29 protein-coding genes are annotated in these 24,822 nt (G+C 73.4%); 6 read left to right on the top strand and 23 right to left on the bottom strand.

Annotated elements, in window-relative coordinates; genetic code table 11:
• Positions 1–35: 35 nt before the first annotated feature.
• The 11 genes from lgt to hisI all read right to left on the bottom strand — a co-directional run bounded on the left by lgt (position 36) and on the right by hisI (position 9,060).
• Positions 36–1,100 carry a prolipoprotein diacylglyceryl transferase gene (gene lgt, locus B100_RS0100475; RefSeq protein ID WP_024882509.1) on the bottom strand — a complete coding sequence of 355 codons (1,065 nt, stop codon included), beginning with the start codon at positions 1,098–1,100 and terminating at the stop codon, positions 36–38.
• Positions 1,101–1,187: 87 nt separating this feature from the next.
• Positions 1,188–1,964, bottom strand: coding sequence for a thioredoxin domain-containing protein (locus B100_RS0100480; RefSeq protein ID WP_024882510.1), 777 nt, complete (start codon positions 1,962–1,964; stop codon positions 1,188–1,190).
• Between the two features lie 96 nt (positions 1,965–2,060).
• The gene (gene trpA / locus B100_RS0100485; RefSeq protein ID WP_024882511.1) at positions 2,061–2,876 is read right to left on the bottom strand and encodes a tryptophan synthase subunit alpha; all 816 of its coding nucleotides are present in this window, start codon (positions 2,874–2,876) and stop codon (positions 2,061–2,063) included.
• Positions 2,873–4,156, bottom strand: a complete 1,284-nt coding sequence (gene trpB / locus B100_RS0100490; protein ID WP_024882512.1) for a tryptophan synthase subunit beta — start codon at positions 4,154–4,156, stop codon at positions 2,873–2,875. Before trpB ends, trpA begins: the two co-directional genes overlap by 4 nt.
• Positions 4,157–4,424: 268 nt before the next feature.
• Positions 4,425–4,568 (bottom strand): tryptophan biosynthesis modulator TrpM, encoded by a 144-nt coding sequence (gene trpM / locus B100_RS37135; protein ID WP_106429072.1) that lies wholly within the window; start codon positions 4,566–4,568, stop codon positions 4,425–4,427.
• 23 nt (positions 4,569–4,591) lie between these two features.
• Positions 4,592–5,398: an indole-3-glycerol phosphate synthase TrpC gene (gene trpC / locus B100_RS0100495; RefSeq protein ID WP_024882513.1), complete on the bottom strand. Its 807-nt coding sequence runs from the start codon at positions 5,396–5,398 to the stop codon at positions 4,592–4,594.
• A 119-nt stretch (positions 5,399–5,517) separates the two neighbouring features.
• Positions 5,518–5,952: a DUF2752 domain-containing protein gene (locus B100_RS0100500; protein WP_024882514.1), complete on the bottom strand. Its 435-nt coding sequence runs from the start codon at positions 5,950–5,952 to the stop codon at positions 5,518–5,520.
• Between the two features lie 76 nt (positions 5,953–6,028).
• Entirely contained in the window at positions 6,029–6,280 is a 252-nt protein-coding gene (locus B100_RS0100505) for an HGxxPAAW family protein (RefSeq protein WP_024882515.1), read from the bottom strand.
• Positions 6,281–6,396: 116 nt separating this feature from the next.
• Positions 6,397–7,029 carry a TIGR02234 family membrane protein gene (locus tag B100_RS0100510; RefSeq protein ID WP_037722379.1) on the bottom strand — a complete coding sequence of 211 codons (633 nt, stop codon included), beginning with the start codon at positions 7,027–7,029 and terminating at the stop codon, positions 6,397–6,399.
• A gap of 58 nt (positions 7,030–7,087) precedes the next feature.
• The gene (locus B100_RS33555; RefSeq protein WP_037722354.1) at positions 7,088–8,605 is read right to left on the bottom strand and encodes an anthranilate synthase component I; all 1,518 of its coding nucleotides are present in this window, start codon (positions 8,603–8,605) and stop codon (positions 7,088–7,090) included.
• Between the two features lie 11 nt (positions 8,606–8,616).
• On the bottom strand, positions 8,617–9,060 hold the full coding sequence (hisI, locus tag B100_RS0100520; protein ID WP_024882517.1) for a phosphoribosyl-AMP cyclohydrolase: 444 nt from the start codon (positions 9,058–9,060) through the stop codon (positions 8,617–8,619).
• Between the two features lie 84 nt (positions 9,061–9,144).
• On the opposite strand from hisI, the gene B100_RS0100525 reads away from it, so the two are divergent.
• On the top strand, positions 9,145–9,780 hold the full coding sequence (locus B100_RS0100525) for a TIGR03085 family metal-binding protein (protein ID WP_024882518.1): 636 nt from the start codon (positions 9,145–9,147) through the stop codon (positions 9,778–9,780).
• Between the two features lie 23 nt (positions 9,781–9,803).
• The gene (locus B100_RS0100530) at positions 9,804–10,202 is read left to right on the top strand and encodes a VOC family protein (protein WP_024882519.1); all 399 of its coding nucleotides are present in this window, start codon (positions 9,804–9,806) and stop codon (positions 10,200–10,202) included.
• Between the two features lie 3 nt (positions 10,203–10,205).
• On the opposite strand, the gene hisF is transcribed toward B100_RS0100530, so the two are convergent.
• Genes hisF through hisD form a run of 8 tightly spaced genes read right to left on the bottom strand, consistent with a single transcriptional unit; the run spans position 10,206 to position 15,938 of the window.
• The gene (gene hisF, locus B100_RS0100535) at positions 10,206–10,961 is read right to left on the bottom strand and encodes an imidazole glycerol phosphate synthase subunit HisF (protein ID WP_024882520.1); all 756 of its coding nucleotides are present in this window, start codon (positions 10,959–10,961) and stop codon (positions 10,206–10,208) included.
• A complete protein-coding gene (locus B100_RS0100540; RefSeq protein ID WP_024882521.1) occupies positions 10,958–11,362 on the bottom strand; it encodes a Rid family hydrolase in 405 nt (134 codons plus the stop codon). Before B100_RS0100540 ends, hisF begins: the two co-directional genes overlap by 4 nt.
• Positions 11,363–11,378: 16 nt before the next feature.
• On the bottom strand, positions 11,379–12,101 hold the full coding sequence (priA, locus tag B100_RS0100545; RefSeq protein WP_024882522.1) for a bifunctional 1-(5-phosphoribosyl)-5-((5-phosphoribosylamino)methylideneamino)imidazole-4-carboxamide isomerase/phosphoribosylanthranilate isomerase PriA: 723 nt from the start codon (positions 12,099–12,101) through the stop codon (positions 11,379–11,381).
• 4 nt (positions 12,102–12,105) lie between these two features.
• Entirely contained in the window at positions 12,106–12,747 is a 642-nt protein-coding gene (hisH, locus tag B100_RS0100550; protein ID WP_024882523.1) for an imidazole glycerol phosphate synthase subunit HisH, read from the bottom strand.
• A gap of 4 nt (positions 12,748–12,751) precedes the next feature.
• Positions 12,752–12,910 carry a hypothetical protein gene (locus tag B100_RS37140; RefSeq protein WP_024882524.1) on the bottom strand — a complete coding sequence of 53 codons (159 nt, stop codon included), beginning with the start codon at positions 12,908–12,910 and terminating at the stop codon, positions 12,752–12,754.
• Positions 12,911–12,913: 3 nt separating this feature from the next.
• Positions 12,914–13,507 (bottom strand): imidazoleglycerol-phosphate dehydratase HisB, encoded by a 594-nt coding sequence (gene hisB, locus B100_RS0100560; protein WP_024882525.1) that lies wholly within the window; start codon positions 13,505–13,507, stop codon positions 12,914–12,916.
• Complete coding sequence (locus B100_RS0100565; protein ID WP_024882526.1) at positions 13,504–14,616, bottom strand: histidinol-phosphate transaminase; 1,113 nt, start codon at positions 14,614–14,616, stop codon at positions 13,504–13,506. The genes hisB and B100_RS0100565 overlap by 4 nt, the downstream gene beginning before the upstream one ends.
• On the bottom strand, positions 14,613–15,938 hold the full coding sequence (gene hisD / locus B100_RS0100570) for a histidinol dehydrogenase (RefSeq protein ID WP_024882527.1): 1,326 nt from the start codon (positions 15,936–15,938) through the stop codon (positions 14,613–14,615). The genes B100_RS0100565 and hisD overlap by 4 nt, the downstream gene beginning before the upstream one ends.
• Positions 15,939–16,130: 192 nt before the next feature.
• Between hisD and B100_RS0100575 the strand changes: the two genes are divergently transcribed.
• The 4 genes from B100_RS0100575 (at position 16,131) to ybaK (ending at position 20,393) form a co-directional block, all read left to right on the top strand.
• Positions 16,131–17,708 carry an oxidoreductase gene (locus B100_RS0100575; RefSeq protein WP_024882528.1) on the top strand — a complete coding sequence of 526 codons (1,578 nt, stop codon included), beginning with the start codon at positions 16,131–16,133 and terminating at the stop codon, positions 17,706–17,708.
• 330 nt (positions 17,709–18,038) lie between these two features.
• A complete protein-coding gene (locus B100_RS0100580) occupies positions 18,039–19,115 on the top strand; it encodes a hypothetical protein (protein WP_024882529.1) in 1,077 nt (358 codons plus the stop codon).
• Positions 19,116–19,126: 11 nt separating this feature from the next.
• Complete coding sequence (locus B100_RS0100585; protein ID WP_024882530.1) at positions 19,127–19,867, top strand: LON peptidase substrate-binding domain-containing protein; 741 nt, start codon at positions 19,127–19,129, stop codon at positions 19,865–19,867.
• Positions 19,868–19,889: 22 nt separating this feature from the next.
• A complete protein-coding gene (ybaK, locus tag B100_RS0100590; protein WP_024882531.1) occupies positions 19,890–20,393 on the top strand; it encodes a Cys-tRNA(Pro) deacylase in 504 nt (167 codons plus the stop codon).
• 191 nt (positions 20,394–20,584) lie between these two features.
• Here the strand turns inward: ybaK and B100_RS0100595 are convergent, their stop codons facing one another.
• The 4 genes from B100_RS0100595 to B100_RS0100610 form a co-directional block, all read right to left on the bottom strand.
• A complete protein-coding gene (locus B100_RS0100595) occupies positions 20,585–21,292 on the bottom strand; it encodes a hypothetical protein (RefSeq protein WP_024882532.1) in 708 nt (235 codons plus the stop codon).
• A 34-nt stretch (positions 21,293–21,326) separates the two neighbouring features.
• Positions 21,327–22,148 (bottom strand): ABC transporter permease, encoded by an 822-nt coding sequence (locus tag B100_RS0100600; RefSeq protein WP_024882533.1) that lies wholly within the window; start codon positions 22,146–22,148, stop codon positions 21,327–21,329.
• 86 nt (positions 22,149–22,234) lie between these two features.
• Positions 22,235–23,209 carry an ABC transporter ATP-binding protein gene (locus B100_RS0100605; RefSeq protein ID WP_024882534.1) on the bottom strand — a complete coding sequence of 325 codons (975 nt, stop codon included), beginning with the start codon at positions 23,207–23,209 and terminating at the stop codon, positions 22,235–22,237.
• A 271-nt stretch (positions 23,210–23,480) separates the two neighbouring features.
• Entirely contained in the window at positions 23,481–24,689 is a 1,209-nt protein-coding gene (locus B100_RS0100610; RefSeq protein WP_024882535.1) for an NYN domain-containing protein, read from the bottom strand.
• Between the last annotated feature and the right edge of the window lie 133 nt (positions 24,690–24,822).

The raw sequence follows: 24,822 nt of genomic DNA on the forward strand, positions 1-24,822 counted from the left end.
TCCCCGGGCGCCCTCAGCGGCTGTACTGCGGGCGGTCAGCCCTTCTTGGCCGACCCGGCCCCGTCCTTGGACTCCTCGGAGTCCGCGGAGGCGTCGGAGTCCGCGGCGGACGCGTCCGCCTGCTCCTTCGCCGAGATCTCGCCCTCCTCGGCGTCGTCGGCCGTCTTCCCGGCCTTCTCGTCGCCGGCCTTCACGTCGTCGGCCTTCACGTCGTCGGCCTTCACGTCGTCGGCCTTCACGTCGTCGGCCTTGTTCGTCCCGTCGGCCGGTCCGTCGCCGTCGGTCGCGCCGGGCTCGACCACGGCCTCCCGCCCCGGCCGCTTCCGCGCGGACAGCACGATGTACAGCACCGCGAGCAGGAAGACCAGGAGCGCGGTCCAGTTGTTCAGCCGCAGCCCGAGGACGTGGTGCGCCTCGTCGACCCGCATGTACTCGATCCAGAAGCGGCCCGCGCAGTACGCGGCGACGTACAGCGCGAAAGCGCGTCCGTGGCCGAGCTTGAAGCGCCGGTCGGCCCAGATCACCAGCAGCGCCACGCCGACGCACCACAGCGACTCGTACAGGAACGTCGGGTGGTACGTGCCCGGCACCCGGCCGTCGGAGGAGGAGGTGATCTCCACCGCCCACGGCACGTCGGTGGCCCGCCCGTACAGCTCCTGGTTGAACCAGTTGCCCCAGCGGCCGATGGCCTGCGCGAGGGCGATGCCGGGGGCGATGGCGTCGGCGTACGCGGGCAGCGGGATGCCGCGGCGACGGCAACCGATCCACGCGCCGAGCGCGCCCAGGGCGATGGCGCCCCAGATGCCGAGGCCGCCCTCCCAGATCTTGAAGGCGTCCACCCAGTCACGGCCCTCGCTGAAGTACAGCTGGTAGTCCGTGACCACGTGGTAGAGCCGGCCGCCGATCAGGCCGAACGGCACGGCCCAGACAGCGATGTCCGCCACCGTGCCGGCCCGCCCGCCCCGGGCGATCCAGCGCTTGTTGCCGAGCCAGACGGCAACGAAGACGCCGATGATGATGCAGAACGCGTAGCCGCGCAGCGGAACGGGGCCGAGGTACAGCACCCCGCTCGACGGGCTGGGAATGTAGGCAAGTTCCATGGCAGGGTCGACGCTACCGTGCCGGACGGCCCGCACGGCAGGCAGTCCGGCTACGGCTCCATAACAGGCCCCTCGGGAACACGCCCCTCAGGACTTGTTGGCCTCCTCGACCATCTCCTTCAGCTTCTCGGGCGTCATGGAGCGGTCCTGGTAGATGTTCTTGCCGTCGAACAGCACGGTCGGGGTGCCGCTGAAGCCGCCCTTCTGGAAGGCCTCGTTGGACTTGACCACCCAGCTGTCGTGGGTGCCGTCCTCGACGCAGGTGCGGAAGGCGGGGGTGTCGAGTCCGTCGACCTTGCTCGCCAGGTCGAACAGCTTGGTGTCGCTGGAGAAGGCGTCGTCGCTCTCCATCGGCTGGTTCTCGAACAGCACGTCGTGGTACTGGGTGAACTTCCCCGCGTCCTGGGAGCACGCCGCGGCGTTGGCCGCGCTCAGCGAACCGCTGCCGCCGAGGCCGCCGTCGATCAGCGTGACCAGGTGGTACTCGACCTTCAGCTTGCCGGCCTCGGTCAGCTCGTTCAGCGTGGAGCGGTAGGTCTGCTCGAAGGCCTTGCAGGCGGGGCAGCGGAAGTCCTCCCACACCGTGAGGGTGGCCTTGGCGTCCTCCTTGCCGACGAGGATGGCCAGGCCGTCCTTGCCCTGCGCGCCCGAGGGCGCCACGACGGGGCCGGACGCCTTGCTCTCGTCGTCCCCGCCCGAGTTCGCCGCGACGACGCCGATCACCGCCGCGAGCCCCAGGACACAGACCACGCTCGCGCCCACGATCAGGGTGCGGCGCCGCTTGTCCGCCGTCTTCTGCTTCTCGCGCTCTGCCGCCATCCGCTCCCGGGCGGTGCGCTTTCCCTCACGGTTCTTGTCGCTCACACCCCGCAGAACGAACCGGGGAGGCGCCCAGCGCCTCCCCGGTCCCAGGTCCACCCGTACGAGGGACCCCACGGCCCGCCTCGCACGGCCGGCGGGTCACACCTGCCCGCGCACTCCCCTGGCCAGATCGCCGGCGAGGGCCCGGACCGCCTCGACGCCCGCCGCGTCGTCGGGCGCGTCCAGCATCCGCTTGACGAAGGCGGAGCCGACGATCACCCCGTCGGCGAACCGGGCGACCTCGGCGGCCTGCGCCGGGTTGGACACGCCGAGCCCGACGCAGACGGGGGTGTCGGTGGTGGCGCGGGTGCGCCGCACCAGGTCCTCGGCCTGGGAGCTGACCGACGCGCGGGTGCCGGTGACGCCCATGAGGGAGGCGGCGTAGACGAAACCGCTGCCGGCCGCGGTGATCTCGGCGAGCCGCTCGTCCTTGCTGCTGGGCGCCACCACGAAGACGGTGGCCAGCCCGTGCTTCTCGGCGTGCTCCCGCCACAGCGCCGACTCCTGCACCGGGAGGTCGGGCAGGATGCACCCGGCGCCCCCGGCCTCCGCCAGCTCGGCGGTGAACCGCTCCACGCCGTAGCGGTCGATGGGGTTCCAGTACGTCATGACGAGGATCGGCGCGCCCGTGGCCGCGTGGGCCTCGCGCACCGTGCGCATCACGTCCGCGATCCTCACCCCGCCGCGCAGGGCGATGTCGTCGGCGGTCTGGATGACCGGGCCGTCCAGGACGGGGTCGCTGTGCGGCAGCCCCACCTCGACGACGTCGGCGCCGCCCTCGATCGCCGCCTTGACCGCCTCGATGCCGCCGTCCACGGTCGGGAACCCGGCCGGGAGGTAGGCGATGAGGGCGGCACGGCCCTCGGTCTTGGCCGCGGCGAGGGTGTCGCTCAGCAGCCGCACGTTCCCGCTCACTTGGCGTCCCCCTCGATCTCGGCGGTGCCGGCGGCGTCCTCGCTGACCTCGGCGTCCGTGTCGTACAGCCCGAAGTAACGGGCCGCGGTGTCCATGTCCTTGTCGCCGCGCCCCGAGAGGTTGACGACGACGAGCCCGTCCTTGCCCAGCTCCTTGCCGACCTCCAGGGCGCCGGCCAGGGCGTGCGCGGACTCGATGGCCGGGATGATGCCTTCGGTGCGCGACAGCAGGCGCAGGGCCTGCATGGCGGCGTCGTCGGTGACGGCGCGGTACTCGCCGCGGCCGCTCTCCTTGAGGTAGGCGTGCTCGGGTCCGATGCCCGGGTAGTCCAGGCCGGCGGAGATCGAGTACGGCTCGGTGATCTGGCCCTCGTCGTCCTGCAGGACGTAGGAGCGGGAGCCGTGCAGGATGCCGGGCTCGCCGGCGGTGAGGGTGGCCGCGTGCTCGCCGGTCTCGATGCCGTGTCCGGCGGGCTCGCAGCCGATCAGGCGCACGTTCTCGTCGGGGATGAAGGCGTGGAACAGGCCGATGGCGTTGGAGCCGCCGCCGACGCAGGCGATCGCGGCGTCGGGCAGCCGGCCGGCCTGCTCCAGGAGCTGGCGGCGGGCCTCCACGCCGATGACGCGGTGGAAGTCGCGGACCATCGCCGGGAAGGGGTGCGGGCCGGCGACGGTGCCGAACAGGTAGTGGGTGCGGTCGACGTTGGCGACCCAGTCGCGGAACGCCTCGTTGATGGCGTCCTTCAGGGTGCGGCTGCCGGACTTCACGGCGATGACCTCGGCGCCGAGCATCCGCATCCGGGCCACGTTGAGGGCCTGGCGCCGGGTGTCGATCTCGCCCATGTAGATCGTGCACTCGAGGCCGAACAGGGCGCAGGCGGTGGCGGTGGCCACGCCGTGCTGCCCGGCGCCGGTCTCGGCGATGACCCGGGTCTTGCCCATGCGCTTGGTGAGCAGGGCCTGGCCGAGCACGTTGTTGATCTTGTGCGAGCCGGTGTGGTTCAGGTCCTCGCGCTTGAGGAAGAGGCGGGCGCCTCCGGCGTGTTCGGCGAAGCGGGGGACCTCGGTGAGGGCGCTGGGGCGGCCGGTGTAGTGGGCCAGGAGCTCGTCGAGCTCCCGGGCGAACTCCGGGTCGGCCTTGGCCTTGTCGTACTCGACGGCGACCTCGTCGACGGCGGCGACGAGGGCCTCGGGGATGAACTTGCCGCCGAAGGCGCCGAAGTAGCCCTCCGCGGAGGGGGTTTGACCCTCCGGGTCGGGGATGAAGAAGGTGCTGGGCATGGGTGTACCTCACGGTGAGTGCGATGGAGAACACTGAGCGCCGTGGGGGCGGGGGTTTTCGTCGACCGCGGGTCGTACGTGGCCGGTCGCGCAGTTCCCCGCGCCCCTTTCGGGGGCGGGAGCTGTCCGGTCGGCCGCCGGTCGTACGTGGCCGGTCGCGCAGTTCCCCGCGCCCCTTTCGGGGCGGAGACTGTCGGTCGGCCGCACGCCTTAGGTGGCTTGTCGCGCCCACACGGCGGAGCCGCATGTCGTCGGAGCCCCGCGCCCCTCAGGGGGCGCGCTGCCATCGTCTGCCGTTCACCTGGCCCGGCTCGTCGCCGATGACGTAGCGGACCCTGCGGCCGTGCACCCGGCGGGCGGGGGCACGGCAGCCGCGGGGCCGGCAGCCACGTGCGAGGCGGGAGAGCGTCATCGGGGGGTCAGCCTAGCGAGATCTCAGCGGCCGTGGCGCAGGGCGGGGTGTTCGCCCGCCGCCACCAGATCGGCCACGGCCGTCCTCGGGTCCTTGCCGGTGACCAGGGACTCGCCCACCAGGACGGCGTCGGCACCGGCGTTGGCGTAGGCGATGAGGTCGTGCGGGCCGCGGACGCCGGACTCGGCCACCCGGACGAGGTGGGCGGGGATCTCGGGGGCGACCCGCTCGAAGGTCCCGCGGTCGACCTCGAGGGTCTTCAGGTTGCGCGCGTTGACGCCGACGATTTTGGCGCCGGCGTCGACCGCCCGCTCGACCTCGTCCTCGTCGTGGACCTCGACGAGCGGGGTGAGCCCGATGGACTCGGCGCGCTCGATCAGCGACTCCAGGGCGGACTGCTCCAGGGCGGCCACGATCAGCAGCGCCAGGTCGGCGCCGTGGGCGCGGGCCTCCCAGAGCTGGTACGAGGTGACGATGAAGTCCTTGCGCAGCACCGGGATGTCGACCTTGGCGCGGACGGCCTCCAGGTCGGCCAGCGAGCCGCCGAAACGGCGCTGTTCGGTGAGGACGGAGATGACGGCGGCGCCGCCCGCCTCGTAGTCGGCGGCGAGCGCGGCCGGGTCGGCGATCGCGGCGAGCGCGCCCTTGGACGGGCTGGAGCGCTTGACCTCGCAGATCACCTTGACGCCGTCGCCGCGCAGGGCGGCCACGCCGTCCTTGGCCGCGGGCGCCTTGGCCGCGCGCTCCTTGAGCTCGTCGAGGCTGACGCGCGCCTGCCGCTCCGCGAGGTCGGCACGGACTCCGTCGATGATCTCGTCGAGCACACTCACGCGAGCGGCCCCCTTCCTGACGGTCGGGCTTGGCTGGTCCCTGCGATGGTATCCGGAGCAGGGCGAATGCCCCGCATCCGGCCGAGACGCGGTCCAGTACCTGGACGATCACCGCTCGGTCAGGGATGCAGCCAGCCGCCGAACGGCGTGTTCCGGACCACCGTGAAGACCAGCAGCAACGCGCCCGCCGACCACACCAGCGCGGAGGGCGGGTCGAACCGGAAGGGCCTGCCGCGCGCCGTCCGCACCACCCAGACGGTCCACAGCAGGGCGAAGGCCGCGTAGCCGAGGACGGCGGGGGCGTTGGCCTGGAGCGCGGTCAGCAGGTCGCCGTGGGCGACGGCGTGGGCGCTGCGCAGTCCGCCGCAGCCGGGGCAGTACAGGCCGGTGAGGTGCAGCAGCGGGCAGACCGGGTAGTGGCCGGGCTCGTTGGGGTCGACGGCGGCGACGTAGGCGAAGGCTCCGGCCACGGCGGCGAGCAGGCCGGCGGGGACGGCCAGCCGGGCCGCCCGGCCGGGGAGCGCGTGCGGGCTGGGGGCGTTCACGGGGTGCATTCTCCCCCGGACGCGCCGCGGGGGCGGCACCGGCACACGCCGGTCGCCGCCCCCGTCGGGGTCTGCTCCGCGGGGCTCAGCCCTGGGCGCGGGCCGGCTCGCGGTCGCCGGTCGTCTCGTGCACCGGGTGGTGGCTCTTCGGCTGGCCCATGCCCATCGCGCGCATGACGGCGCCGACGACGCCACCGAGGAGGACGACGCCCAGTCCGGCCCAGAAGCCCACGGGCTGGTCCATCACCATGAAGGCGCCCGCGGCGCAGAAACCGATGAAGGCGATGATGACACCGGTCCAGGCGGCCGGGGTGTGACCGTGGCTGCTGCCCGCCATTGCTTGCTCCTCGTTGCCGTGTGCGTGGGTGAGCGGGACGCTCGTCCCCATTGTCCCGCACACGCGGGACCGCCGTGCGCCGGGGGTCGGCCGTGAGGGCGTCGCGTGTCGGGCCCCTAGGAGCCGGTGGGGTCCTCGCCGCGGTCCAGGGCCTTCCAGAGGTCCTCGGGGCGGTCCGGGTCGGCGGGTGCGGCCGCCCGGCGCGGGCGGGGGGCGCCGCCGCGCTCGTAGCGCCCGGACATGGCGGGCCACAGCCGTCCGTAGCGGAGCGCGAGCAGACCGGCGACCAGCAGCAGCAGTCCGCCGACGGCGGCCACGTACGGCCAGGCGGTGTGCGAGAGGGCGCCGACGGTCGCCGACGTGTCCCCGGACGCCTCGGCGGCCTTCGCGTCGAGCGCCGAGGCGTCCGACGCCCCGAGCAGCGCGGCGGCGACGGTGCCGGCCCCGGAGAGGGCGAGCACCGCGGCGACGGCCAGCCGGCCGGTCCGGCGTACGGCGAAGACGGCGACGAGGGCGGCCAGCCCCACGACGGCGAGGGCGGCGGGCACGCCGGTGACGTCGCTGCCCTTGGCGGTCAGCGGAAACGCGCCGCCGGCCACCGTCGCGGTGCCTTCCGACCACTGCTGCCGGGTGGCGAGCAGGGCCACGGCCGCGCCCAGGGCGCCGCTCAGCAGGGCCACGGCGAGGCTGGTGCGGCCGGCCCGGGCGGGGCCGGCGGGCTCGGAACGGGGGGTAGGTACAGCAGTCACGTCAACCACTATCGCCTGAACCCCGGCGGTTACGGCATCCGGGGTGGGGTGGCGGCCGTCACCCCAGCCGGTTCGCGGTGTGGACGGCGCGCAGCACCGCGGCCGCCTTGTTGCGGCACTCGGTGTCCTCGGCGACCGGGTCGGAGTCGGCCACGATCCCCGCGCCGGCCTGCACGTACGCGGTGCCGTCGCGCAGCAGGGCGGTGCGGATGGCGATCGCCGTGTCGGAGTCCCCGGCGAAGTCGAGGTAGCCGACGCAGCCGCCGTACAGGCCGCGCCGGGAGGGTTCGAGTTCGTCGATGATCTGCAGGGCGCGGGGCTTGGGCGCGCCGGAGAGGGTACCGGCCGGGAAGCAGGCGGTGAGCACGTCGAAGGCGGTGCGGTCCGGGGCGACCCGGCCGGTGACCGTGGAGACGATGTGCATCACGTGCGAGTAGCGCTCGATCGACATGAAGTCGACGACCTCGACGGAGCCGGGTTCGCAGACCCGTCCGAGGTCGTTGCGGCCGAGGTCGACGAGCATCAGGTGCTCGGCGCGCTCCTTGGGGTCGGCGAGCAGTTCGTCGGCGAGCGCCTGGTCCTCCTGGGGGGTGGCGCCGCGGTGCCGGGTGCCGGCGATGGGGTGGACCATGGCCTGCCCGTCCTCGACCTTCACCAGCGCCTCGGGGGACGAGCCGGCCACGTCGAAGCCGTCGAACCGGAACAGGTACATGTACGGCGAGGGGTTGGTGGCCCGCAGCACCCGGTAGACGTCCAGGGCGCTCGCCGTGCAGGGCGTCTCGAAGCGCTGGGAGGGCACGACCTGGAAGGCCTCGCCCGCGCGGATGCGCTCCTTGACGTCCTCGACGGCCGCCTGGAAGTCGGGGCCGCCCCACAGGGTGGTGTACTCGGGCAGCTCGGACGGGGGCAGGACGGCCGGGGGCTGCGCCACCGCGCGGGTGAGGTCGGCCTCCATGGCGTCCAGGCGGGCGACGGCGTCGGCGTAGGCCTCGTCGACGCCGGTCTCCAGGTCGTTGTGGTTGATCGCGTTGGCGATCAGCCAGACCGAGCCCTCCCAGTGGTCCATCACCGCGAGGTCGCTGGTGAGCAGCATGGTCAGCTCGGGAAGCTTCAGGTCGTCCCGCTCGCCGGGGCCGATCCTCTCCAGGCGGCGCACGATGTCGTAGCCGAGGTAGCCCACCATACCGCCGGTGAAGGGCGGCAGGCCGAGGTCCTGGGCGAGGTCGCGCGGGGTGTGCAGGGTCTGGAGGGTGGCCCTCAGCGCGGCGAGGGGGTCGCCGTCGACGGGCACGCCGACCGGCGGGTTGCCCTCCCAGTGGGCCTGCCCGTCGCGCTCGGTGAGGGTGGCGGCGGACCGGACGCCGACGAAGGAGTAGCGGGACCAGGACCTGCCTCCCCCAGTGCTGAACGCCTGGGAGGTGCCCCCGTCGGCGGACTCCAGCAGGAAGGTGCCGGGGCGCTCGGCGGCGAGCTTGCGGTAGAGCGCGACCGGGGTGTCGCCGTCGGCGAGGAGCTTGCGGGTGACCGGGATGACCCGGCGGTCGGTGGCGAGCTTGCGGAACGTCTCGAGGTCCATGGCGGCAGACCCTACTGATCCGCGGCGGGCGCGCCGGTACCGGCGTCCTTCAGCAGCACGTCGGCGTCGAAACAGGTGCGGTCGCCGGTGTGGCAGGCGGCGCCCACCTGGTCGACCTTGACCAGCACGGTGTCCGCGTCGCAGTCCAGGGCGACCGACTTCACCCACTGGAAGTGCCCGGAGGTGTCGCCCTTGACCCAGTACTCCTGGCGGCTGCGCGACCAGTAGGTGCAGCGGCCGGTGGTGAGGGTGCGGTGCAGCGCCTCGTCGTCCATCCAGCCCAGCATCAGCACCTCTCCGGTGTCGTACTGCTGGGCGATCGCGGGCAGGAGGCCGTCGGGGGTGCGCTTGAGGCGCGCGGCGATCTCCGGGTCGAGGCGGCTGGGCGGGGCGCTGTGGCGCGAAGCGCCTCCCTGGGGGGCGGTGGCCGGGCGACGGGCGGGCGTGCTGGTCATGGGAACCATTGTGCCGCGCGCCCCCGGTCCCCCCGCGCCGTCGTCCACTGTCCGGACGTGACGGGCGGCCGTAGGCTGGCTGGCATGTCGACCCATGCCAAGCGTGAACGACTTCTCCTGGCCGATCTGCTGGAGACCGCGGGCCCCGAGGCCCCCACCCTCTGCGAAGGCTGGACCACCCGCGACCTGGCCGCCCACGTGGTGGTGCGCGAGCGCCGCCCGGACGCGGCGGGCGGCCTGCTGGTGAAGCAGCTGGCGTCGCGCCTGGAGCGGGTGACGGCGGAGTTCCTGGCGAAGCCGTACGACGAGCTGATCGGGCTGATCCGCACCGGCCCGCCGCGCTTCTCGCCCTTCTCGCTCAAGCAGGTCGACGAGATGTCGAACGTGATCGAGTTCTACGTGCACGCCGAGGACGTGCGCCGGGCCCAGCCGGACTGGACCCCGCGCGAGCTGGATCCGGTGTTCCAGGACGCACTGTGGGCGCGGCTGGAGCGCTCGGCCCGGCTGATGGGCCGCGGGGTGCCGACCGGCCTGGTGCTGCGCCGCCCGGACGGCCAGACGGCGGTGGCCCGCCGCGGGACGCCGGTGGTGACGGTGACCGGACAGCCGTCCGAGCTGGTGATGTTCGCGTACGGCCGGCAGAGCGCGGCCAAGGTCGAGCTGGACGGTGACGAGAACGCGATCGCCGAGCTGCGCGCCACGAAGCAGCTCGGCATCTGATCCGCTCCGGGAAGGCACAGCTCGTGATCAAGGTCGCCATGACGAGTGTGTACGTCGAGGACGTGGCGAAGGCGCACGCCTTCTACACGCAGGTCCTCGGCTTCGAGACCCGCACCCATGTGGATCCGGGCGGGGGCTCGCCGTTCGTCACCGTGGGGGCGCGCGAGGGTGCCCAGCCCGAGCTGGAGCTGCTGCTCGAGCCGGGTGACGGGCCGATCGCGGAGCCCTACCGCCGCTCGGTGCGGGAGGCGGGGCTGCCGGCGATCGTGTTCTCGGTGGACGACCTCCGCGCGGAGTTCGAGCGGCTGCGCGGGGAGGGCGTCCACTTCGTGCGGGACCCCGAGAAGCAGGGCCCGGTGCTGACCGCGCTGCTGGACGACACGGTCGGCAACCTGATCCAGCTCACCCAGAAGCTGGGCTGAGTCTCAGCGCACCGGGTGGCCGGCGTCCTTGAGGGTCTGCTTGACCTCGCCGATGCGCAGGTCGCCGAAGTGGAACACCGAGGCGGCCAGGACCGCGTCCGCGCCGGCGGCGACGGCGGGCGGGAAGTCGCCGAGCCGGCCCGCGCCGCCGGAGGCGATGACGGGCACGGTGACGTGCTTGCGGACGGCGGCGATCATCTCCAGGTCGTAGCCGTCCTTGGTGCCGTCGGCGTCCATGGAGTTGAGCAGGATCTCCCCGGCGCCCAGCTCGGCGGCGCGGTGCGCCCACTCCACGGCGTCGATGCCGGTGCCGCGACGCCCGCCGTGCGTGGTGACCTCGAAGGTCCCGCCCTCGGTGCGCCGGGCGTCGACCGAGAGGACGAGCACCTGCCGGCCGAACCGCTCGGCGATCTCACGGATGAGGTCGGGGCGGGCGATGGCGGCCGTGTTGACGCCGACCTTGTCGGCACCGGCGCGCAGCAGCTTGTCGACGTCCTCGGCGGTGCGCACGCCGCCGCCCACGGTGAGCGGGATGAACACCTGCTCGGCGGTACGGCGGACCACGTCGTAGGTGGTCTCGCGGTTGCCCGAGGAGGCGGTGATGTCGAGGAAGGTCAGCTCGTCGGCGCCCTCGGCGTCGTACACCTTGGCCATCTCGACGGGGTCGCCCGCGTCGCGCAGGTTCTGGAAGTTGACGCCCTTGACGACCCGGCCGCCGTCCACGTCCAGGCAGGGGATGACTCGGACCGCCAGGGTCATGAATCCACGGCTCCTCTGAATGCTTCGAGTTCCACTGAGACCAGTACGCGCGAGTCGACGAAGCCCTCGACCACCAGCAGCGTGGTGACCGGGCGGACCGCGTCGAACAGCTCCTTGTGCGCGCGGCAGGCGGCGTCGACGTCCCGCGCGTGGGCGAGGTGGAGACGGGTGCGGACCACGGACCCGATGCCGAGCCCGAACTCCCCGATCGCCTCCAGCGCGCTGGTGAAGGCCACCTTGGCCTGTTCGTACGGGTCGCCCTCGCCGTACAGGACCTCGCCCCGGAACGCGGTGGTGCCCGCCACCATGACGAGGTCGCCGGCCGCCACGGCGCGCGCGGAGCCGAGGGTCTCCTCCCAGGGGTTCCCGCTCTGCACACGCCGTACGGCTTCGGATGTCATCGGGCTGTGTCCTTGTTCAAGACGTGGCCTCCAGGGCCTCTTCCAGGGTGAACGCCTTGGCGTACAGGGCCTTCCCGACGATGGAGCCCTCGACACCGAGCGGCACCAGCTCGGCGATCGCCCGCAGGTCGTCCAGCGAGGACACCCCGCCGGAGGCGACCACCGGGCGGTCGGTGGCGGCGCAGACGTTCCTCAGCAGCTCCAGGTTGGGGCCCTGCAGGGTGCCGTCCTTGGCGATGTCGGTGACGACGTAGCGGGCGCAGCCCTCCTTGTCGAGGCGCTCCAGCGTCTCGTAGAGGTCGCCGCCGTCGCGGGTCCAGCCGCGGCCGCGCAGGGTGGTGCCGCGCACGTCGAGGCCGACGGCGATCTTGTCGCCGTGCTGGGCGATGACCTTGGCGACCCACTCGGGGGTCTCCAGGGCGGCGGTGCCGAGGTTGACGCGGGTGCAGCCGGTGGCGAGGGCGGCGGCGAGGGTGTCGTCGTCGCGGATGCCGCCGGACAGCTCCACCTTGATGTCCATCGCCCCGGTCACCTCCGCGATCAGCGCGCGGTTGTCGCCGGTGCCGAACGCGGCGTCCAGGTCGACCAGGTGCAGCCACTCGGCGCCGGAGCTCTGCCAGGCGAGCGCGGCCTCCAGCGGCGAGCCGTACGAGGTCTCCGTGCCGGACTCGCCGTGCACGAGGCGCACGGCCTGGCCGTCGCGGACGTCGACGGCGGGGAGCAGTTCGAGCTTGGCCATGTCTCTACAGGGTTCCGATCCAGTTGGTGAGGAGCTGGGCACCGGCGTCGCCGGACTTCTCGGGGTGGAACTGGGTCGCCCACAGGGCGCCGTTCTCCACGGCGGCCACGAAGGGCTTGCCGTGGGTGGTCCAGGTGACGAGCGGGGCGCGCATCGCGGGGTTCTCCACCTGGAGCGTCCAGTCGTGGACGGCGTAGGAGTGCACGAAGTAGAAGCGCGCGTCCGCGTCCAGGCCGGCGAACAGCTCGGAGCCGGCCGGGGCGTCCACGGTGTTCCAGCCCATGTGGGGCACGACGTCGGCCTGGAGCGGTTCGACCGAGCCCGGCCACTCGTCGAGGCCCTCGGCCTCGACGCCGTGCTCGATGCCGCGGGCGAAGAGGATCTGCATGCCGACGCAGATGCCCATCACCGGGCGGCCGCCGGCGAGCCGGCGGTCGACGATCCAGTCGCCACGGGCCTCCTTGAGGCCCTTCATGCAGGCGGCGAAGGCGCCGACGCCGGGCACCAGCAGGCCGTCGGCGTTCATCGCCTTGTCGAAGTCGCGCGTTATCTCGACGTCGGCCCCGGTGCGCGCGAGGGCGCGCTCGGCGGAGCGGACGTTGCCGAAGCCGTAGTCGAAGACCACGACCTTCTTGGTGGTGTTCAAGGGCTCACACCTCCAGTTGCAGCAGGCCCGTGAAGAGGCACAGCGCGGCGCCCACGGACATCAGCACGATCAGGCTCGCCGGCATCTTCTGCTTGACGAAGGAGATGATCCCGCCGACGAAGAACAGGCCGACGACGATCAGGACGGTGGACAGTCCGTTCATGATTTACAGGGCGCCCTTCGTGGAGGGCAGGATGCCTGCCGCGCGCGGGTCGCGCTCGGACGCGTAGCGCAGGGCCCGGGCGAGGGCCTTGAACTGGCACTCCACGATGTGGTGGGCGTTGCGCCCGTAGGGCACGTGCACGTGCAGCGCGATCTGCGCCTGGGCGACGAAGGACTCCAGGATGTGCCGGGTCATCGTCACGTCGTACTCGCCGATCATCGGCGCCATGTTCTCGGGCTCGGTGTGCACGAGGTAGGGGCGGCCGGACAGGTCGACGGTGACCTGGGCGAGGGACTCGTCCAGCGGGACCGTGCAGTTGCCGAAGCGGTAGATGCCCACCTTGTCGCCGAGCGCCTGCTTGAAGGCGGCGCCGAGCGCGAGGGCGGTGTCCTCGATGGTGTGGTGGGAGTCGATGTGCAGGTCGCCCTCGGTCTTGACGGTCAGATCGAACAGACCGTGCCGGCCGAGCTGGTCGAGCATGTGGTCGTAGAAGCCGACCCCGGTGGAGATCTCCGTCTTTCCGGTCCCGTCGAGGTCGATCTCGACGAGGACCGACGTCTCCTTGGTCGTGCGTTCCACGCGTCCTACGCGGCTCATGTGCTCTGCTCCTTCTTGACTTCACGTACCGCGTCGAGGAACGCGTCGTTCTCCTCCGGGGTGCCGGCGGTGACCCGCAGCCATCCCGGTACGCCGTTGTCCCGGACCAGGACGCCCCGGTCGAGGATCTTCCGCCAGGTCTCGTGGGAGTCCGCGAACCGCCCGAACTGGACGAAGTTGGCGTCGGACTCGGTCACCTCGTAGCCGATGGCCCGCAGTTCGGCGACCAGGCGGTCCCGCTCGGTCTTCAGCTGCTCGACGTAGCCGAGCAGCGTGTCGGTGTGCTCCAGGGCGGCCAGCGCGGTCGCCTGGGTGATCGCCGACAGGTGGTACGGCAGCCGTACGAGCTGGACGGCGTCGACGACGGCCGGGTGCGCGGCGAGGTAGCCCAGGCGCAGGCCCGCCGCGCCGAACGCCTTCGACATGGTGCGGGAGATCACCAGGTTGGGGCGTCCGTCGAGGAGCGGGAGCAGCGAGTCGCCGTGGCTGAACTCGATGTACGCCTCGTCCACGACGACCATGGAGGGCTTGGCCGCCTGGGCGGCCTCGTACAGGGCGAGGACCGTCCCGGCCGGGACCGCGTTGCCGGTGGGGTTGTTGGGGGTGGTGACGAAGACGACGTCCGGGCGGTGCTCCGCGATCGCCTTCTCGGCGGCGGGCACGTCGATGGTGAAGTCCTCGTGGCGTGGCCCGGAGATCCAGCCGGTGCCGGTGCCGCGGGAGATGAGCCCGTGCATCGAGTACGACGGTTCGAAGCCGATCGCGGTGCGGCCCGGGCCGCCGAAGGTCTGCAGCAGCTGCTGGAGGACCTCGTTGGAGCCGTTGGCGGCCCACACGTTCTCCAGGGCGACCGGGTGGCCGGTCGTCTTGCTGAGGTACTCGGCCAGCCTGGTGCGCAGCTCGACCGCGTCCCGGTCGGGGTAGCGGTTGAGGGTGCGGGCGGCCTCGCGGACCCGCTCGGCGATCCGCTCGACCAGCGGCTCGGGCAGCGGGTACGGGTTCTCGTTGGTGTTCAGCCGTACGGGGACGTCCAGCTGGGGCGCGCCGTAGGGGGACTTGCCGCGCAGCTCGTCCCGTACGGGGAGGTCGTCGATGCTCACGTCGCTCACTTGTTCTCGGGCACCTTCCAGCCGAACCTGGCCTTGATCGCCGCGCCGTGCGCGGGCAGGTCCTCCGCCTCCGCCAGCGTGACCACGGTGTGCGCGACCTCGGCCAGCGCGACCTCGGTGTAGTCGACGATGTGGATGCCGCGCAGGAAGGACTGCACGGACAGGCCGGAGGAGTGGCAGGCGCAGCCGCCGGTGGGCAGCACGTGGTTGGAGCCGGCCGCGTAGTCGCCGAGGGAGACCGGGGACCAGGGGCCGACGAAGACCGCGCCCGCGTTGCGCACCCGGTCGGCGACCGCGGCGGCGTCGGCGGTCTGGATCTCCAGGTGCTCGGCGCCGTAGGCGTCGACCACCCGCAGGCCCTCCTCGACGCCGTCGACCAGGACGATCGCGGACTGACGGCCGGCGAGGGCGGGCGCGATCCGCTCGTCCACGTGCTTGCTGGCCTCGACCTGCGGCTTCAGCTCCTTCTCGACCGCGTCCGCGAGGTCCGGCGAGTCGGTGACCAGGACGGCGGCGGCCAGCGGGTCGTGCTCGGCCTGGCTGATCAGGTCGGAGGCGACGTGCACCGGGTCGGCCGTGGAGTCCGCGAGGATCGCGATCTCGGTCGGGCCGGCCTCGGCGTCGATGCCGATCTTCCCGGTGAAGTAGCGCTTGGCGGCGGCGACCCAGATGTTGCCGGGGCCGGTGACCATGTTGGCGGGCGGGCAGGACTCGGTGCCGTACGCGAACATCGCGACGGCGGTGGCGCCGCCGGCCGCGTACACCTCGTCGACGCCGAGCAGGGCGCAGGCGGCGAGGATGGTCGGGTGCGGCAGGCCGCCGAACTCGGCCTGGGCCGGGGAGGCGAGCGCGATCGATGGGACACCGGCCTCCTGGGCGGGTACCGCGTTCATGATCACGGAGGACGGGTAGACGGACCGGCCGCCCGGCGCGTACAGCCCGACGCGGTCGACCGGGACCCACTTCTCGGTGACCGTGCCGCCGGGCACAACCTGCGTGGTGTGGGTGGTGCGGCGCTGCGCGCGGTGGACGAGGCGGGCCCGGCGGATCGACTCCTCCAGGGCCGCGCGCACGGCCGGGTCGAGCTCCTCCAGCGCGCGCTTCAGCGCGTCGGCCGGGACCCGGACCTGCTCCAGCCGCACACCGTCGAAGCGCTCGGCGAAGTCGATCAGCGCCGCGTCGCCCCGATGATGCACGTCCTCGCAGATGGGCCGCACCTTCTCCAGGGCGGCCGCGACGTCGAAGTCGGCACGGGGCAGCAGGTCGCGCAGGGCGGGACCCTCGGGGAGGGCGTCGCCGCGCAGGTCGATTCGCGAGATCACGTGCTCAATTCTCTCAGACCCGTCGCGGAGGGCGTCCGCCTGTTCCAGTGGCTGATACGTCACCTTCCCGGTGACCGTCCGCGCTCGTTTTCGAGATCCTCTTCACTTTCCGTGTTCAACGCGTCACCGTACCGGGCATGAACGGCTGTACGAAGCGATGAACCGGTGAGTAATGAGGAGGAGGGGAGTGCCGTGGCCGAGGGGGTGGGACCGCGTGGCGGTGAGCCGCCGGAGGACCTGACCGCCGCGGAGGCCGGGATGTGGCAGGCCTTCCGCAACGGCAGCGTGTACGACCTGAGCAGCGGTGACACGGTGGTCGACGACCCGCACGGGGGACACCCCTGGGGGCCGGAGCGGACCGTGCGGGCCAGGGTCGTGTGCTGGCTGCTGCTGGACGGTCCGCCCGCGCTGGCCGGCCGGGTCTCCTCGCTGAAGCTGGTCGGGGTGCGCATCAGCGGCCCGCTGGACCTGGCGGGCGGCACCGTCGTGCCGTACGTGGAGATGCGCGGGTGCCGCTTCGAGCGGGACGTGCTGCTGCCGGAGGCCCGCTTCACCACCATGCGGATGGTGGACTGCTCCATACCCCGCCTGGAGGCCGCCCGGCTGCACACCGAGGGCGATCTGCATCTGCCGCGCTGCCGGTTCCTCGGCGGGATACGCCTGACCGACGCCCGGATCGGCACGGACCTCATGCTCAACCAGGCGGTCCTGCACCGGGACCGCAGCGGCCGTGCCCTGGCCGCGGACGGGATGAACGTCGGCCAGGACCTCCAGGCGGAGATGCTGGAGTCGCACGGCGAGCTGAGCCTGCGCGGCGCGACCATCGGCGTGTCCCTGAGCCTACGCGGCGCCCGGCTGGTCAACCCGTACACCCGGCTCGCACTGAACGCGCCGCAGCTGACCGTGGAGCGCTCGCTGTACCTGACGCCGGCCGGGGTGGGCGCGCAGGCCCGCAGCGGCATGACCCCGGCGCGGGGCACGCGCATCCAGCGGTTCGCGTGCGAGGGCGGGGTACGGCTGGACGACGGGCGGTTCGGGGACGCCGTCGACTTCGAGGGGGCCTCGTTCTCCTTCACCGACGAGCAGGAACTGTCGCTGCGCCGGGTGCAGACGCCGGAGCTGCGCTTCCTCGGGGAGCGGCCGCGGCGCGGCCGGGTGGTGCTGTCCGGCGCGAAGGTGGTCAACCTGATGGACCGGGCGGACAGCTGGCCCGGCCCGGGCCGCCTGCACATGGGCGGATTCACCTACGAGAACCTGGTGCCGCGCGGCCCGTTCCCGCTGGCGCTGCGGCTGCGCTGGGTGGACGCGGCGAGCGCCGAGTACAACCCGGAGCCGTACGAGCGGCTGGCCGCCGTGCTGCGGGAGAGCGGGGCGGACGAGGACGCCCGCGAGGTGCTGCTCGCCAAGCAGCGCCGGCGCCGGGAGAGCCTGCCGCTCGCGGCCAAGCTGTGGGGCTACGCCCAGGACTGGACGGTCGCCTACGGGTACCGGCCGGGCCGGGCGGCGGTGTGGATGGCGGTGCTGTGGGCGGCCGGCTCGCTGGCCTTCGCGCGGGCGGACCATCCGCCGCTCAAGGCCGGGGAGCACCCGGCCTGGAGCCCGGCGCTGTTCGCGCTGGACCTGCTGCTGCCGGTGATCGACCTGGGGCAGGCGGGCTTCTGGCAGCTGCGCGGCGGCTGGCAGTGGCTGTCGGCGGCGTTCATCCTGCTGGGCTGGATCCTGGCGACAACGGTTGCGGCAGGCGCCACCCGCACACTGCACCGCACGTGAGGTCTTGAAGGGCGCGGGCAACGATGCCCGAAGCAACCACCCGCGACGCAAGCCGCCTCAGGGGCGCGGGGAACTGCGCAACGACGCGCGTCCCCCGGGGCACGAATCAACCACCGGCGACGCAAGTCGGCCAAGGGGCGCGGGGAACTGCGCGACGTCCAGGTGGACCAAGGGCCGCTCACCAACCGGAGATGTGTGCGACAGGTGAGGGCCGTAAGGCCCCACACACCTGCAGAGCCGCCCGCTTTTTACCGGCCCTTGACCGACGACCGTACAACTTTAGGCAACTTCCGCGTGGGGTCTGGCGCGCCCGTGACCTGCGGTCTTTCAATGGTCAACACCATGGCTCTGCTGCACGCGTTCACCCGCACGTCCCGGGTGCGAGAAAAGCGGACGGGCGCCACGCCCCCCGTCCCCGTCGTGCTGCCCGCCGACGACGAGGTGCTCCTCGACGTACCGGACGACGCCCTGGGCCGCGCGCTGGTGGGGGCCGCGGCCGGTGACCACGCCCCCGCCGCCGACCTGCTCGCCGCCACCCGGCACCGGGCCGCCTGGGAGCACCGCGACCGCTATGTGCGCCGCCTCGCGTCCTTCGCCCGGTCGCGCCCCGAGTGGCTGGACACCTGGCGGGCCCGCGTCCCGCGCGACCCTGACGCGCTGCTGCTGGACGCGCAGCGGGCGGTGGACCGGGCCTGGGACTCGCCGGCCCGGACGGAGCTGCTGCGCGAGGTGAGCCCGCTGATCACCGCCGCCGCCCGGGCCGACCACCGCGACCCGGTGCCGTGGCGGCTGGCCCTGGACCACGCGCGCGGCGCGCGCGCCGGCCACACCTACTTCGAGGAGCTGTGGGAGGCGGCGGTGCGCCGCGCCCCGCACCACCACGGCTGCCATGTGGCGGCCCTGCGCTACCTGGCGTCCTCCTGGCACGGCTCGCACCGCGAGTGCTTCGACTTCGCGGACCTCGCCGCGCAGGACGCGCCGGAGGGCTCACTCACCCAGGCCCTGCCGCTGCGGGCGGCCTACGGCTACCTGACCGACGGCTGCGGTCCCGTCGTCGGACGGGAACGGCTGGAAGCCGCCGCCGACCGGGCCGTCGCCCTGTCCGCCCGGCTGCCGGCGGGCCGGCCCTGGCCGGCCGAGGTGCGCAATCTGCTGACCTACGTCCTGGTCCGCCTGGAGCGCTGGCAGGACGCCCTGGAACAGCTGCGGCTGACCGGCCCGTACGCCACGTCGTTCCCCTGGGACCGGGACGGGGAGGACCCGCTCGGGCGGTTCCTGGAGGTGCGTCAGGAGGTCCTCGGCGCGCTCGCGTCGGACGCCGCGACGGCCGGAACGCAGGGCCCCTCATCCGCCTCCGGGCGTCCGGGCGGCGGACGGCGCGGACGGGCCGGCCCCGGCGGCCATTAGGCTTTTGCGTCGTGACCACCGTCCGGCTTCCGCTCTTCCCCCTGAACACGGTGCTGTTCCCTGGGCTCGTGCTCCCGCTCAACATCTTCGAGGAGCGCTATCGCGCCATGATGCGTGAGCTGTTGAAGACCCCGGAGGACGAGCCGCGGCGCTTCGCCGTGGTGGCGATCCGGGACGGCCACGAGGTGGCGCCGAGCGCCCCCGGCCTGCCCGACCCCACCGCCGTGCCCGACCGGGGCCCCACGGCCGGCTTCGGCGCCGACCCGCTGCGCGCCTTCAACAAGACCGGCTGCATCGCCGACGCGGCGACCGTCCGGGAGCGCCCCGACGGCACCTTCGAGGTGCTGGCGACCGGCACGACCCGGGTGCGGCTGCTGTCGGTCGACGCCTCGGGGCCCTTCCTCACGGCGGAGCTGGAGCCGCTGGAGGAGGACCCCGGCGAGGAGGCGGGGGCGCTCGCGGAGGGGGTGCTGCGGGCGTTCCGGCAGTACCAGAAGCGGCTGGCGGGGGCGCGCGAGCGGTCGCTGGCCACGGACACGGACCTGCCCGACGAGCCCAGCGTGGTCTCGTACCTGGTCGCCGCCGCGATGATGCTCGACACGCCGACCCGGCAGCGTCTGCTGCAGGCTCCGGACACCGCGTCCCGGCTGCGTGACGAGCTGAAACTCCTTCGCACCGAGACGGCGATCATCCGTAGTCTTCCGTCGTTGCCCGCGTCGGAGCTGACGCGTGGCCCGACGAGTCTCAACTGACGCTTTCGGAGCGACGACCGGCATGGCGAAGAAGTCCAAGAAGCAGCAGCAGTCCGGCGGGACGCCCGCCACGGTGGCGCTCACCGCCGCCGGGGTGCCCTTCACGGTGCACTCCTACGACCACGACCCCTCCCACCCGAGCTACGGCGAGGAGGCGGCCGAGGCGATGGGCGTGTCACCCGACCGCGTCTTCAAGACGCTGGTGGCGGACGTGGACGGCACCCTCACGGTGGCGGTGGTGCCGGTGGCGGGCCAGCTGGACCTCAAGGCGCTGGCCTCGGCGGCCGGCGGCAAGCGGGCGGCGATGGCCGACCCGGCCCTGGCGGAGCGCACCACCGGGTACGTGCGGGGCGGGATCTCCCCGCTGGGCCAGCGCAAGAAGCTGCCGACGGTGCTGGACGCGTCGGCGGACCGTCACGAGACGATCTGCGTCTCGGCGGGCCGCCGCGGCCTGGAGGTCGAACTCGCCCCGGCCGACCTGGCCGAGCTGACCTCGGCGACCCTGGCCCCGATCGGCCGGGAGTAGTCCCCCGGCCGCCGCCCCGACACGGCCTGTTCCGGGGGTCGACGGGTCCCGGGGCGTTCGGTATGTACCGAGGTATGTCGAAACGGACACGCAAGCGCAGGTGGCGGATCAGGAAGCGCCGGGCGAACCACGGACGCCGCCCGGCCTGACGGACGTGCCGGGCGGGACACGACCGCCCGGCACCCCGGGGCCTACGCCCCGTGGGGCGCGTACGGCTGGTCGGCCTGAGGCCAGTCCTCCGGGTCGCGCGGCCCGAACAGCGCCGTCAGCCCCAGGTGCAGCACCAGCGCCGCGAAGGTCCACGCCAGCAGCGCGCCCTTCGCGTTCAGCTTCAGCGGCGCGTCGAAGGTGACGCCCTTCCCGACACTTCTCGCCTGCGCGACGACGTCCTGCGTCGGGCCGAGCCACACCCCGAGCCGCCAGGCCAGCACCGAGCCCAGCAGCCCGCCGATCGCCAGGCCCGCCACGAGCGGGACGCCGCCGCGCCGCCGCACCAGGAAGACCACCAGCGCGCTCAGCGCACCGCAGGCCAGCGCGAGCAGGGTGAACGTGCCGTCCACGCCGATGCTCTGCTCGCCCTCGGAGTCCTTGAGGTAGACCACCCACGCGTTGCCGGACGCGTCGCCCACCAGCGGCACCCGTGGCGCCAGCCACCACCACAGCACGCCGAGCAGCACCCCGCCGAGCGCCACCGCGGCGGCCACCACGGCGGCCTCCCGTATCTCCTTCGCGAGCCCGGGGCCGCCCGGTTCCTGCCACCAGCCGTGCCGGGGGGAAGCGCCGGGGCCGGGCTTCCCGTCGTACCGGTGCGCGCCGCCCGAGGGGGTGCCGGAGGGCGGCTGCCAGGGGTCGTGCGCGGACGGGTCGTGCGGCGGCGGGGGTGTCAGGGGTGCACTCACCCTGCCATCGTGCCAGGCGTGGCCGTGCCGCGCGTCACCGGACGGCGGCCCTGCGGTACGCCCAGGTCGCCACGGCCAGCGAGATCACTCCGACCACCCCGCACACGGCGAGGTCACCGAGCACGTGCGCCCAGTCGGGGTGCGGCGCGAAGGTGCGCGCGAGGGCCTCGACGCCGTACGTGGAGGGCAGCAGGTCGCGCGCCAGGCGGACCGCCTCCGGCATCCGCTCGGGCGGCAGCACGCCCAGCAGCAGCGCCGCGGACATGCCGAGCTGGCCGAGCAGGGTGGCCAGTTCGGGGCGGGGCGCGAGCAGGCCGAGGGCGGCGCCGAGCCCGGCGAGGGCCGCGCCCGCGAGGGGGATCACCGCGACCAGGATCCACAGGTGGGCGAGCGGCAGCCCGAACAGCGCGCAGCCGAAGACGGCGGTCACCACGGTGCCGGGGACGGTGAACGAGGCGTAGGCGCCCGCCGCGCCCAGCACCACGGCCGCGGGCGGCACGGGCAGGGTCGCGTAGTGGTCGAGGCCGCCGCTGGCGCGCAGCTGGCCGAAGTACTGGGCGAGCAGGTTCAGCGCGACGAAGGCGACGACCAGGACCGACGACCCGGCCACCACGGCCCGCGCCTCGCCGCCGCCGTCGACCACTCCGCGCATCAGGATCATGATCCCGACCGACTGGAAGGTCGCCACGAACAGCAGCGGGATCCGCGCCACCCGGGCCCGGGACAGCTGGGCCCGGTACACGGCCGCCAGCGACGGCCACAGCCGCGCCCGGGGGCCGAGCGCGGCCGGTGCCGGCGCGGCCTCCTGGGCGGTCAGGGCGCCGGCGGGCCGGGCATCGGCGGGTACGACACTCACGTCGTGCTGCTCCCCTTCGCTCGGGATTCCGTCCGGAGCCGCTCCGGAGGCCGCCCCGTTCGGTACGGATGTCACGGCCCGTGCGCTCACGCCTTCACCAGCCCCTGTCGCACGGCGCCGCCCAGCGCCAGGTAGACGTCCTCCAGGCTGGGCGTGGCCAGCGTGAAGTCGTCGAGGGCCGCGAAGGCGGCGCCGCCGGTCACGGTGGCGACGACCGTGCGGGCCTCCTCCGGCGCGAGCCGCAGGGTCCAGCGGCGGCCGGACTCGGCCGCCCGGTCGCGCAGGGCGGCCACCTCGGGCACGTGCAGCGGCGCGGCCTCGCGCCACACCAGCTCGACCCGGACCTCCCCGGCGACCTGTTCCTTCAGCCCGGTCGGGGTGTCGCAGGCGATGACCCGGCCCCGGTCCAGCACGGCGACCCGGTCGAGCACGGTCTCGGCCTCGATGACGTTGTGGGTGACCAGCACGACGGTGGTGCCCCGCTGGGCGCGGCGGCGGTCGACGGCGGACCAGACCGCGCGCCGGGCCACCGGGTCCATGCCGGTCGTGGGCTCGTCGAGGACCATCAGCGGGCGCTCCCCCACCAGCGCGGCGGCGAAGCAGGCGAGCCGGCGCTGGCCGCCGGAGAGCTTGCGCAGCGGGCGGGAGGCGATCGCGGTGAGCCCCAGTTCGTCGAGGACGTCGTCGCGTTCGGCGCGGGCCCGCCGTATGTCGAGCCCGCGGAGCCGGCCGGTGGTCTCGGCGGCCAGGGACACGGTCAGCTCGTCCAGGGCGCTGGACTCCTGACCGAGGTAGGCGAGGATGCGGGAGGCCCGCTCCGGGTGGCGGACGATGTCGTGGCCGAGGATCTCGACGCTGCCGCTGTCGGGCCGCATCAGTCCGGTCATCTGGCGTACCAGGGTGGACTTTCCGGCGCCGTTCGGCCCGAGCAGGCCGAAGATCTCGCCGCGCCCGATGTCGAGCGCCACGTCGTCGGTGGCCCGGACCTCGGGCGTCGCGGGCACGCCGCGCCGTCCGCGCACCGCCGGATAGGTCTTGGTCAGCCCGCGCACCGCACACACGACGTCACCACCGTGCCGATATCCCTGTGCCCCGCGCGTACTCACAAGGGACGAGCGTACGGGGTCGGCGCCCCCGTCCCGCCTTCGGGTCACCCTTGCGTGCCGCCCCGGGCGGGGGGACGCACCGGACACCCCGGGAGGGATCGCCCCCCTGCGGCCCGACGGCCACCCGAAAACACCGGTACCGAACCCGACGCCGGGGGGCGCACCCTGAACGACACCTCCGCGCGAACAGCCCACGACAGCCCCGGCTGTGAAGCCGGCGCGTCCCTCACTCCCCCGCGGAAGCCCGCTCCGTCCCGGTGCGCGTGTCCAGCTCACGCCAGAAACCCGCCCGGATGGCGTAGCGGTCCCGCTCGTCGATCTGGTCGTCCTTGTGGGCGAGCAGCCCGAAACGGGCCGCGTAGCGCAGCAGCTCACCGTCGACGCGGTGCGGAATGCGCGGGTACATCGCGGACAGCTTCTGGATGTGGCCGTGGTCGCCGAGCCGTTCCACCCAGCGCCGCGCGAAGACCTGCCCTACCTCGAACGGGTCGCCGCCGACGGTGGTGATGTCCTCCTCGCGGTCGGCCCACCGCTGCTCCGCCGTGGTCAGCTGGGCCAGCGTCGGCATGGACGCGGCCTCCGGCGGCTCGGCGGCCGGCCGGTCCACCCACCCCTTGTCGGAGGACCAGCGCAGGGTCGCGGAGGCGGGCTGCTGCGGCTGGTGCGCTCCGGGGTGGCGCAGCGCGGCCAGGTCCTTGGGGGTCGGGACGCCCTTGGCGACGGGCGTACGCTCGCCGGTGCCGTTGTGTCCGGAGGCGGCCGGGTGGCGCGGTTCCGGAGCGGTGCGCTCGGTGGCCGGGGCGAGGGCGGACTCGGGCAGCGGGGCGGAGAGGATCGCGGCGATCTCGGGCCGGGGGGCGGGCGACGGGGCGCACACGCCGCTGATCTCCCTGGCGCGTACCGCCTGGGTGATCCACGCCCGGTCGAGCACCCGGCGTTCGTCGGCCTCGGCGACGAGGTCCTCGGACTGGTTGTAGTCGCCGTCGGCGGCCTGCACGGCCCACAGGTGCACGGCCACGCCGTGTTCCTTGGCGGCCATCATGCCCGGCAGCAGGTCGCCGTCGCCGGTGACCAGGACGATGTCGGAGCAGGCGCGGTTGCGGGCGAGTTCGGTGAGTTCGGCGTGCATCGCCGCGTCCACGCCCTTCTGCGCCCAGCGTCCGTCGCTGCGGGTCAGCGCGCCGAGCCGGACGGTGACCCGGGGCATCACGCGCAGCCGGCGGTGCTCGGGCTGCGGGACGCGGTCGGGGGCGCCGTCGAACCAGTAGATGCGCAGCAGCGGCTGACGCGTGTCGTTCTCGGCTCGGTCACGCAGTCCCTGGATCAGGGCGGCGTGGTCCACGGTGATGCGGGACCGCGAGGGCTCCCCGGCGAGGAGACTGGCGGCGGCCCCCAGCAGATACCCGGCGTCCACCAGGACGATGCAGCGGTCCACGCGATCCACCCTCTTTCCGGGAGGTTTGGCTTCGGGCTTCCTTCGAGTCTGCCCGACCCCGCCGGTGTTAACGGCCCGAACTCGATCTTCGGCGTGGCGTTTCCACACAACCTCCCCCGACCGCCCCGTCACC

It is taken from the genome of Streptomyces sp. CNH189 (assembly GCF_000527195.1).